Origin of the sequence: Nocardia sp. CNY236 (assembly GCF_000482385.1) — a bacterium.
GTDB lineage: Bacteria > Actinomycetota > Actinomycetes > Mycobacteriales > Mycobacteriaceae > Nocardia.
The window spans coordinates 1-10,272 of record NZ_AXVD01000056.1; the positions used below are offsets into that span (position 1 = coordinate 1).

Sequence of the window (10,272 nt, forward strand, 5' to 3'; positions counted from 1 at the left end):
TTTTCCCGGCACCGAAACTGCCATTCAGCCAAACGAACAAGATTCCTCCTGGGCCAGGTGTTCACAAACGAAGGACGACAACGATGATCCCGGTCGGAAATGTGCACCCTGCATGCCGACACTGTGCGCGCCGGGCAGGTTTACCGATAGGTCGTCGACGACAAGGATCCTGGCCGGGGGCACGCTCATTGCGGTAGCGGCGTGCCGATACAACGCCGGTGCAGGCTTGGTCATCCCGACATGTGCAGACACGAACACATGGTCGAACGCAGTGTCGACGCCGAACAGTTCGAGATCCGAGACCAGAGTGTCGGTGTTGTCAGTCAGCAGCGCCACCACATACCGCCGTCGCAACTGCGCCAAGAAGTCGATCGCCCCGTCGGCCACGCGTCCGCGGTCGGCACTCCACACCCGTACCGCCTCACGGCCTCGGCCGTCGAATCGCTGCGCCAGGTTCTCGGCCACCGAATCACGCCACCGGGAGTCGGTGACGATTCCGAGCTTGGCGTACTGGTAGACATCAGTGCCGTACGCGGCGGCCGCGATCACCCCGGCGGGCAGGTCATCGGCTTCTTCACCTGCGCGTTCGCCGTCACCATGCCAGTGGTGCAGTACGCCATCCCAGTCCAGCAGGATGCCCTCGATGCCCTCTGACCTGGTCATGGTTGCCTCGTCTTCACCCGCACCGTTGCCTTGAAGTCGACGACCGTCGAGGTCAACTCTTCGAGCGTGTCGGCGTCGAACACCACAAACCCCGGCCGCGAATGCGAGTCGCGTACATCAGGGAGCAAGTCACCCTGCTGTGGTGCCGATACCTCCAGCACGTGATGCGCCGAGACGAACTCTTCCAAACCCTGCACACCCGTTACCACGCCCGGCGTGGCACTCAGGAACCGGATCGCTGCGAATCGCTCGGCGACCGCATCGATCGGCGGCTGCGCGTGAGCGAGGCAGCGCAGCCACGCGTCAGCAAGATTGATTCCGTAGGCGAGTTCAATGAGCAACGGGATTCGGTCGCCAGGAAACCGAACCGCGCACTCGATCGGGTAGGCGTGCTCACCGTGGACCCGCCACTCCGAATGCAACAGCCCGTCACTCACATCGAGCGCCTGCACCAATTGTCGCGCGTTGCTGTCCAGCAACGCGTACAGCAGACGCGGCACCACCGCCGGAACCTGGTGGGCCATCTCCGGGAACCAGGGCAGCTCGCCCACCGCTTTGTCGGTGATGTTGACGAACACGATCTCCCCGGCCTGCACCAGCACTTCGATAGAGAACTCCGAACCGGTCCGGTACTCCTCGACCAGATACGTCCATTCCAGCGACCGATCAAGCGGCTTGTATCTGCCCTCATCGGTGTGCACGGACTGATCCCAAGCCACGGGGATGTCGTTGCGGTCATCGATGTAGCGCACGCCCAGCGAGCCGTTACGGTTTCGTGGCTTGAGCACAACGGGACCCTTGCAGGTATCGAAGAACTCGCCCACCTCGGTGATGGTGTCGACCGCGCGGAATCGAGGTATCGGGAACCCGGCGTCGCCGACCACTTGCCGGAAAACCAGCTTGTCCGTGCACGCCTGGACGGCTTTCGCGCCCGGGTAGCCTAGACCGAGCCTGTCTGCGATAGCGGCTGCGGCGCGCACCGCATGCTCCTTCCCCGGCAGAACTGCGTCGAATCCGACCTCCGCATGCCAGGCCGTCCCGACGTCGACCGCGTCATCGCTGAAAATGAAACGTGCAGTGCGCATCTCGACAACGGACGGATGGTCGAACTCACCGGGATGCGCCTCCAGCACCGACGGCTCCACCAATAGGAACACCTGCGGGGCATCGGTGTCGACGCGGGCCAGCGCCTCGATCAGGCCCGTGGCGTGCCCGAGCACCAGAACCCGCCGCCTCATCGTCGATCACCGCCCGCAGCGCCGCACCGCGCATTCGGTGACAGTATTCGGTCTTTCACTCCAACTCCCTCGATCCGCTGGTCGCCGCCGCGCTGTTGGTGCCTGAACCAAAAGCCCAGCTGCGCGGTGCTCGGTGGGAATGCCCGACCTACCCGACCCGCGGCGGACGGGACGCAGACACCACACACTGACCGCCATGGGTTGGCCCACCAGCACAACGACAGCGACCGTCTCGACTACCAACTGCCAGCGCCCCGGCACCGCCGTAGCCAGAACCTCGTGCAACCGGTGATCAAGCCCCGCCTCCGGGGTGCGATTCGAGTATCGCGCCCGGAGGTGCGTCACAACATGTACGAAAACGTTTATCTTCGATCATTTTTGAACGTTTCCTCGCCGAGGATTCCGCTAGTGTTGCGATCTGTCGACAACCAGACGGAGGTGGAGATGGAAATCCGCAGCCCTCGGACTCGACTCGAGCAACTTGCCTGGCAGCAGGGGTACAGTAGTGCCGAGTTCACCCGGCAATTCGCGGTCGAGGCTGGCAAAAGTTGTGTCGCCTCGGTGTCCCGGACCACAGTAGGACGGTGGCTGTCTGGGCAAGCCTTTCCGCGTGGCGCGGCTGCCCAAGTTCTGACGCAGTGGTTCGGCGAGCCGATCACTGACCTTGCCGGCCCGCCTGGGGAACCAACACAGAACGGTGAGGATTTGGCTGCTGCTGCTGCTGCGGATTCGATCCGGCATGCGCTGGAATCGGCGGCAGTACTGGACTCCTCGGCACTAGAGATCCTGCACTCCGCTGCGATTGAGGCTGCACGCACCTATCCTGTGACACCGCCACCGGTGATGTTGCGGACGTTGGTGTCGTTGCGAGACACTGTTTTCGAGCAGTTCGGCCGCACCCGCAGCCCGATGCAGCAGGCCGACTTGTATTTGCTGGCCGGGCAGGTTTGCGGGTTGTTGTCCTCGACGTCGTGGGATCTCGGCTTGCTCGACGCGGCTGGGCAACAGGCCCGCGCCGCATACACCTATGGCAACATTATCGGTCACGCGTCGTTGCTGGCGTGGGCCCGCGCCCTACAGGTCACCGTCGCAATATGGTCGGGCGATACCCGGCAGGCAGTCTCACTGGCCGCGACCGCGCTCGATTCCGCCCCACCCGGCACCGCCAGCGCCCGGCTACACAGTGTTCATGCCCGCGCTCTGGCGCTGCGCGGCGCACGGGGTGAAGTCACGGCCGAGCTCGAATCAGCCGCAGCCGAGCTCGAACGCGCAGGCGGTGACCCACTCCTCGACAACATTGGCGGTGAACTGGCGTTTGACGCGGCGCGGCGTGGATTATGCGCGGCGTCATCGTTTGTAGCGCTCCGCGACGGGCGCCAGGCGCAGGCCGAGGCCGACCAGGCGTTGAGGTTGTTCGCTGCGATCCCAGCTGCTACGCGGTGGAGCGCTGGCGTGACCAGCACCTACGCTGATCTCGCCACCGCCCGCACCCTATGTGGTGACCTCGATGGTGCCGTAGCCGCTCTCGAGCCGGTCATCTCATCTGATCCCCAGCGGTGCACCGAGGCCCTTACCCGGCGGCTCGAGCTGCTGAGCAGGATTTTGCAGACCGGGCCCTACCGTGGAGATCCGGTCGCCACACAGACACGCGATCGTATCTCGCGTGTCACGGCACTGTCCCTGCCACGTACCCTCACAGCCCAGACACTGCCGCCGATGTGACGATGCGACTATGCCCGGTGGAAGCCGAGCTGAGCGGTGTCCCACATATGGAGCAGCTCCTGCTCATGCGGCGCACTGATCCCGAGAGCAGCGGCCCGCTCATGCGTTATCGCGGCACCGCCGGATGCCAACCACTCCCACGTGGCCGCGACCGTCTGCGCGATAGGTCGTGCCTGGAAGCCGGCTGCGCGCGCGCGGGATCCGTCCACCATCCACGTACCGGGGTAGGTACGCCATAGCGGCAGACCAGTCCACTGGCGCACTCCTTGCTCAACGAGCCATGGCTCGTCGGTTATCCATTCCAACCTGGCAGCTGCGCTGGTGACACTGATGCAGGCGGTGAGCATGTCACTCATTGTCTCCTCGCCTGCCGCAACGAGATTCATAATTCCGGTCAACCCCGGGGTCAATGCGAACTCTGCGACATCGCGTACATCGACCGGCTGGATACTGCGGTCAGGCCGTCCCGGTGCGAGCACTCGGCCGCCGCGAAGCATCCTATCCAGCCACCACTGCAATCGACCGACGTATTCGCGCGGACCCAGGATCACGCCAGGTCGCAGGATCGTGGTGCGCGAGGGACCGAACACGTCGATGACCGCTTGCTCGCATCCGGCCTTGCCGAACCCATACCGGGATGGGCTGGGATCGGCATCGAAGCCGTAGTCCGGGCCCGCGTCCGGCGGACACTCCAGTATTGGCGAAAACTCGCTCAACGCGTCGATCGGCCACCCCTTGTACACCGATACCGTGGAGATCAACACATACCTACCAGCCACTGGTTCCAAAGCCTCGGCCAGTGCCAGCGTTTCGCGCGGGACATAACTGCTGGTGTCGATCACCGTCTCCCATGGTCCCGCCGCAGCGAGGCGAGCCACAGCAGCCGGGTCGGCTCGGTCGCCGTAGACGGTCGCCACACCGGCAATGCTGCCGCCGGTCACACCACGACGGAAGGTCGTCACCTCATGGCGTTGGACCGCTAGCTCGGCGACCGCAGCGCCGAGAAACCAGCTGCCACCCAATATCAGTACACGCGCCACTGTCAAAACACCACCATAGTCATCGATCATCGGTCGGAGTGAAAGTTTTCAGCCGTTGCAGCAGCGCCGCGAGTAGCGCGGCGCGCTCAGGCATCGCGGCCACCCACACGTGCTCGTCCCGGGCGTGTGGGTGTCCACCCACAGCACCGAGCCCATCCAAGGTGGGGATGCCCAGTGCTGCGGTGATGTTCCCATCCGATCCGCCGCCCGATCGTGCCGCGCTCAACGGCGCGAGCCCGAGCTCGACCGCGACGGCAGCAGCTTGCGCATACAGCGCCCGAGCCTGCGGTTCTTCCAACGGCGGGCGCTCGATCCCACCGCTGATAGTGACCTGCGCCCCTGGCAAATGGGGGACCAAGCCGGCCATTGCGGTGTCGACCCTCTCGAGGGCAGCGATGGTCCACGCGCGAGCGTCGACATAGACCCGAGCGGTTTCGGGTACCGAATTCTGTGTGGTGCCTGCGCTGGCAAGCGTTGGTGTCACAGTGGTATCGCCCTCATTGAGGGCAGTGATACGCATGATCTGGTGGGCAAGTTCAACGCTGGAGTTGACCCCCAGATGCGGCTCGAGACCAGCGTGCGCCGCCCGCCCATGGATCGCTACGGTATAGGTTGCGATCCCCTTGCGGGCGGTCTTCACCGCACCACCATCGGCCGCCGGCTCACACACCAGCACCGCTCCACACCGCCGGGCCTCCTCGCGGATCAGCGCACGTGACGAAACAGAGCCGATCTCCTCATCGCCAGTCAGCACAACACTGACATGATCCGGATCCCGCGACAGGGAAATCGCCCCCAGCGCCTGCACAATCCCCCCTTTCATGTCGAAAACACCGGGGCCGGATGCGATGCCGCCTTGGATTGTGAACGGCCAATCAGTGATCGTGCCGATCGGCCACACCGTGTCGTAGTGACCCAGGAGCAGGACACGCGGGTTCGGCGCCGGTGCCACCACATGCGTGGTGCCCTGAACACGGATCAGTTCCACAGGACGCCCCACCGCCGCCTCCAGCCACGGTCGGATCAGCTCCGCACACAGTTCCAGGTTCTCCGGCACGGCTGATGGCGATTCGCAGCGAACAAGCTCACCCAACCGGTCCACCATCAGAGGCAACAGGCCAGTAGCCGCATCCAGCAAACCCTCATTCATGTACCCGGACCCTCCATCACGTTCACCACACGACCACCCACGTACACGATCACCTTCCAGTGACAACGGGCTCTGCGTTGAGAGTAGCGAGAACTCTCCGGCCGAAACGTTCAAAAATGATCGAAGATAGTCGTTTTCGTACATATTGTGACGCGCCGCCAGGTGCGATGCTCGAATCGTACCCGGCGGCGGGTCGATCGCTGATCCAACTCCGCCCCTCTTCGTGATCGGCACGGTCCCCGCCGCCGGGTGCAGTCATGCTCGGATGTACTACGCGGGGAGCCTAGTGTTTCGCACCGATATCCCGAACTCTGCTCGGCTCTGGACCTATTGGTTGGGCGGTAAGGACTACTACGAGGTCGATCGCCTCGCTGGTGATGCCTGCTGCCGGATCTATTCAGGTATTACAACGTTGGCCGTGCAAGCACAACAGTTCCGTGTCCGCGCAGTATGCTTCCTCGCCGAGCAGGGCATCCGTCAGTTCCTCGACATCGGAGCCGGCCTACCCACCACCGAGAACACGCACCACATCGCCCAAACCATTGCACCGCAGTGCAGGGTGGTTTATACAAGCTCGGATCCACTGGTGCTCACCCATGCTCGTGCACTGCTGACCAGCTCAACAGGAGCCGTCGCTACGGTCGAGGCCGATAGCCACGATCCGGGCCGCATCATTGGCCAGGCCCGCGAGGCGTTGGATTTCACCGAGCCAATTGGTGTCCTGTTCATGGGCGTGCTCGGCTACATCCGCCCCTACCGCCACGCGCACGAGACGGTGCGTACTGTCCTGCGGGCGGTAGCGCCGGGCAGCTATCTGACCGCATGGGACGCCATCGATGATCGCGGGCCTGCGGCCGAGATGTGGAACTACCACAACGCCGAGATGTGGAACTACCACAACAGCGCCGGTGCCGACGGCTACGCGCCCCGGCGACCGCCCCAGATCGCGAACCTGTTCGCCGGACTGGAGCTGGTCGCGCCGGGTGTGGTTCCGATCACGCAGTGGCAGCCACCCGCCCTCGAGGTCGGGGCCGTTCACAGCGTCCCCGCCTGGGGCGCGGTCGCCCGCAAACCGTAACTACCCCGTATGACACCTCTGGAGCGCGTTTTGACGATTCATTCCTGCCCGGTTTCGGTGCAACGCCCAACACCCACCGACCGAATACCCCTGTATACGGAGGAATTCGCGGCTGATCCACACGCCGTATACCGGCGGATGCGTGACGAGCATGGTCCGCTGGTGCCGGTCGAGCTGGCTCCTGGGATACCGGGCACACTGGTGATCGGTCATAGGGAGGCCGTCAAAATCCTGACCGACCCCCGCTTCTCATCCGATCCACGTCGCTGGCAGCAAAACTGGGGCGATCAGATCCCACCGGATTGTCCGGTATTGCCCATGATGGCGCACCGCCGGCAGCCGATGCGCGCCGATGGCGACTACCATCGGCGGCTGCGGGGCGCGGCCACCGTGGCGCTGCGTGGAGTCGAGCTCCTCGATATCGCTGACCGGACCAGGGAATACGCCACCGTCCTACTCAACAACCTCTGCGGGCACGGGTATGCCGACCTACGGGCGCAGTATGTGGTGCCGCTGATCGGACACGTTTTCGACCACGTGCTGGGGTTTCCGCCCGAATCGAGTCAGCGGGCATCGAGCGGGACCGCGGCAGTACTGGATGGCCATAGCGGTGCCAGTGTGGAGGCAGGCATGCAGCAACTGGTGGCGACGGTCGCTGCTGTGGTGGCCGGTAAGCAGAAGACGCCCGGCGATGATGTGATCTCCCGGATGCTGGCATACCCGGGCCAGGATCCGGACCAGCCACACAAACCCCTCACCTTGGAGGAAGTTACGGAGGGGGCGATGCTGCTGCACGCCGCCGGATCGGAGGCGACCACCAACATGGTCCTCAACGTCCTGCTGAATATTTTCGCTGATCCGCAGGGGTGGGGTGGGATCGTGCAGGGCGGGGGGTTGTCGGTCCGCGACGCTATCGAGAGAACCCTGTCGACTGATCCGCCGCTGCCGCAATTTTGTACCCGGTACCCAAGCGGGCCACAGGTAGTCGGTGGAGTCGAGCTGGCGCCGGACATGCCGGTGGTCACGAGCCTGCTGGCGTGCAACAACGATCCAGCCGCGTTCCCCCGCGCGGCGGAGAGCAGTGGCAACCGCGCGCATCTCGCGTGGGGTGCGGGTCCACACATCTGCCCAGGACCCGCCCAGGAACTCGCAATCACAGTCACCACCTGCGTGATAGAGGAAGCGCTGGATGTGGTGCCAGATATGCAGTTGTCAGAGGAGGTGGTCTGGCGGCCTGGTGTTTTCACCCGCGCCCCGGAGGCACTGCCGGTCAAATTCCCGAAAACCCCTCCTATGCCAACCATTTCAGGGGACTATTACCGATGAACGAGATTCCAATCCTCGATCCGACCGCCACCGACATCCACGCCGAACTGGCCAAATTAGCCGCACTCGGCCCGGTCATACAGGTGGTCCTCCCCGGAGGAGTGACGGCATGGGCTGCCATGACCACCGCGACGATCAAACAACTGCTGACCGACACCCGGGTATCCAAAGACGGGCGCCGGCACTGGCCCGCCTATCGGGACGGGCGCATCTCCAGCTCCAATCTGCTTGGGACTTTTGTGGCATCACACCACATGCTGTCGGCCTACGGCAGCGATCACCGGCGGCTCCGCAAGCCGGTCGCACCCGCCTTCACTCACCAGCGCACTCAATCACTGCGCCCGCGGATCGAGGCCATCACCACCACGCTGATCGAGCAGCTCGCAACCACTCCCGATGGCCGAGTCGATCTGCGGGAGGCGTTCGCGTGCCCGCTGCCTATCCAGGTCATCTGCGAGCTGATGGGCGTTGATGCTGATCACGCTGCGGTGATGCGCGCATGTGCCGATAGGTTGTTGGATACCACCCAGTCACCGGAGCAGATCGCGGCCAGCTTCGTGACGCTCGGTGAGACCGTGGCGGCGGCCGTCGCCCGGCGACGCGACAACCCCGCCGACGACCTCACCATGATGCTCGTCAACGCCCAGGCCAATGGGGATCTGACCGAGCGGGAGGTGACCGACACCCTGATGCTGATGATCGCCGCAGGTCATGAAACGACCGCCAACCTCCTCGACCATGCGATCGTCGCCCTGCTCGGTCATCCCACCCATCGCGCCGATGCCCTTGCCGGCCGGCTGGCGTGGGAGGACGTGACAGAGGAGGCACTGCGTCACCAAGCGCCGCTCGCGTACATGCCTGTCCGGTTCGCGATCGAGGACATCGACCTGGCCGGGGTGTGTATCCGTCAGGGTGATCCCATCATTGTTTCCTTGGCAGGTGCCGGCCGCGACCCCGCCGTGCATGGCGACACCGCCGACGAATTCGACCCTGCCCGTGCCCGGAAAGACCATCTCGCGTTCGGCTACGGCGTGCACCACTGCCTCGGCGCGCCTTTGGCTCGGCTGGAAGCCGAGATCGCTCTGCCGGCCTTGTTCCGGCGCTTCCCTGACATGCGTCTGGCGATCGACCCGGCCAGCCTGGAGCCGCTACCCAGTGTCATCGTCAACGGTCACCGGGAAATCCCTGTGCACCTCACCTGACCTGACAACACACAAGGCTTGGCTGGAACCGCTACTGTCGAGCGGCATTTCGGACGGGACGACCGCCGAAAATGAGTGATCGACAACAATCGACGGCCAGTGTGCACGACACCAGTCCAGCCCGCGTGGTCGGGGACCTTTCGGGTTCGGACAGGAGTTGTATCGGTGCCGGACTCGGCGGGCGGACGCGGCATTCGAGTTGATGGATGCGGTGTTGTGCGTGGGGTGCGGATCAGCGAGGGCAGCCGTTCATCACCTCCCTCATCGGTGCCGGCCGCGACCCGAATGTCCACGGCGACACCGCCGGCGAATACGACCCAACCGCACTAACACCAGCCGTCTCGCGTTCGGCTGCGGCGCGCACCACTGCCTCGGTCCATCACTGGCCCGCCTCGAAGCCGCAGTCGCCGTGTCGGCCTCAGCGAACTGCGTGTGTTGCCCGTCCACCCCTCCTACCCATGTCCCTGTCCAGCGCCCTACCGTTTCGAGGGATCACCATGACCCGGCTACCACTCGTCGCCGATGCTGGCCACACCCACTTGTGGCCTACCGCCGGTCGGCTGCTGCTCGCCTGCAATCAGGCACTGGAATTCGATTCCGCGAGCGCTGACGGTACCCAGGCAGTTGCGACCGTAGCCGAGTGCGCCGCATGGCTGGCTGTGGCGCACCGGTGCCGACACCAGTTGATAGCAAGCGCCACCGCTGGCCGTCGACAACGACTGCGGCGGATCGACACGGTTGCGTCCAGCAGAGTGGTGTACGACCAGACGCCAGCGAAGTCTGAGCGTGTCGTAGCCGGATAGAGGACGGTCACCGCGTGATCCTTCAAAAGACCGACCAAAGTCTTCGAAGG

At 64.4% G+C, this 10,272-nt stretch carries 9 protein-coding genes; 4 read left to right on the forward strand and 5 right to left on the reverse strand.

Going from position 1 to position 10,272, the window contains the following annotated elements:
- Nucleotides 1-24: 24 nt before the first annotated feature.
- Both K940_RS0120895 and K940_RS29685 read right to left on the reverse strand, forming a co-directional pair.
- Entirely contained in the window at nucleotides 25-663 is a 639-nt protein-coding gene (locus tag K940_RS0120895) for an HAD family hydrolase (RefSeq protein ID WP_028479075.1), read from the reverse strand.
- Nucleotides 660-1,901, reverse strand: a complete 1,242-nt coding sequence (locus K940_RS29685) for an ATP-grasp domain-containing protein (protein ID WP_051407427.1) — start codon at nucleotides 1,899-1,901, stop codon at nucleotides 660-662. Before K940_RS29685 ends, K940_RS0120895 begins: the two co-directional genes overlap by 4 nt.
- A 408-nt stretch (nucleotides 1,902-2,309) precedes the next feature.
- Between K940_RS29685 and K940_RS31100 the strand changes: the two genes are divergently transcribed.
- Nucleotides 2,310-3,623, forward strand: a complete 1,314-nt coding sequence (locus tag K940_RS31100) for a hypothetical protein (RefSeq protein WP_051407428.1) — start codon at nucleotides 2,310-2,312, stop codon at nucleotides 3,621-3,623.
- 8 nt (nucleotides 3,624-3,631) lie between these two features.
- On the opposite strand, the gene K940_RS0120910 is transcribed toward K940_RS31100, so the two are convergent.
- Nucleotides 3,632-4,693: an NAD-dependent epimerase/dehydratase family protein gene (locus tag K940_RS0120910; protein ID WP_051407429.1), complete on the reverse strand. Its 1,062-nt coding sequence runs from the start codon at nucleotides 4,691-4,693 to the stop codon at nucleotides 3,632-3,634.
- Nucleotides 4,683-5,813 carry a M20 family metallopeptidase gene (locus tag K940_RS0120915; RefSeq protein WP_028479077.1) on the reverse strand — a complete coding sequence of 377 codons (1,131 nt, stop codon included), beginning with the start codon at nucleotides 5,811-5,813 and terminating at the stop codon, nucleotides 4,683-4,685. The genes K940_RS0120910 and K940_RS0120915 overlap by 11 nt, the downstream gene beginning before the upstream one ends.
- Before the next feature lie 286 nt (nucleotides 5,814-6,099).
- On the opposite strand from K940_RS0120915, the gene K940_RS0120920 reads away from it, so the two are divergent.
- The 3 genes from K940_RS0120920 (at nucleotide 6,100) to K940_RS0120930 (ending at nucleotide 9,419) form a co-directional block, all read left to right on the forward strand.
- Nucleotides 6,100-6,891 carry an SAM-dependent methyltransferase gene (locus K940_RS0120920; protein WP_231390464.1) on the forward strand — a complete coding sequence of 264 codons (792 nt, stop codon included), beginning with the start codon at nucleotides 6,100-6,102 and terminating at the stop codon, nucleotides 6,889-6,891.
- Between the two features lie 138 nt (nucleotides 6,892-7,029).
- The gene (locus K940_RS0120925) at nucleotides 7,030-8,217 is read left to right on the forward strand and encodes a cytochrome P450 (protein WP_051407430.1); all 1,188 of its coding nucleotides are present in this window, start codon (nucleotides 7,030-7,032) and stop codon (nucleotides 8,215-8,217) included.
- Complete coding sequence (locus K940_RS0120930) at nucleotides 8,214-9,419, forward strand: cytochrome P450 (protein WP_028479080.1); 1,206 nt, start codon at nucleotides 8,214-8,216, stop codon at nucleotides 9,417-9,419. Before K940_RS0120925 ends, K940_RS0120930 begins: the two co-directional genes overlap by 4 nt.
- 506 nt (nucleotides 9,420-9,925) lie before the next feature.
- Here K940_RS0120930 and K940_RS33765 read toward each other — a convergent pair.
- On the reverse strand, nucleotides 9,926-10,272 hold a 347-nt coding region (locus K940_RS33765; RefSeq protein WP_028479081.1), incomplete at its 5' end, for a hypothetical protein.

Bases quoted from the DNA above. Each gene is read 5' to 3' on its own strand.
- K940_RS0120930 (WP_028479080.1), top strand. From the start codon at position 8,214: ATGAACGAGATTCCAATCCTCGATCCGACCGCCACCGACATCCACGCC.
- K940_RS0120895 (WP_028479075.1), bottom strand. From the start codon at position 663: ATGACCAGGTCAGAGGGCATCGAGGGCATCCTGCTGGACTGGGATGGC.
- K940_RS0120910 (WP_051407429.1), bottom strand. From the start codon at position 4,693: ATGATCGATGACTATGGTGGTGTTTTGACAGTGGCGCGTGTACTGATA.
- K940_RS0120925 (WP_051407430.1), top strand. From the start codon at position 7,030: ATGCGTGACGAGCATGGTCCGCTGGTGCCGGTCGAGCTGGCTCCTGGG.
- K940_RS29685 (WP_051407427.1), bottom strand. From the start codon at position 1,901: ATGAGGCGGCGGGTTCTGGTGCTCGGGCACGCCACGGGCCTGATCGAG.
- K940_RS0120915 (WP_028479077.1), bottom strand. From the start codon at position 5,813: ATGAATGAGGGTTTGCTGGATGCGGCTACTGGCCTGTTGCCTCTGATG.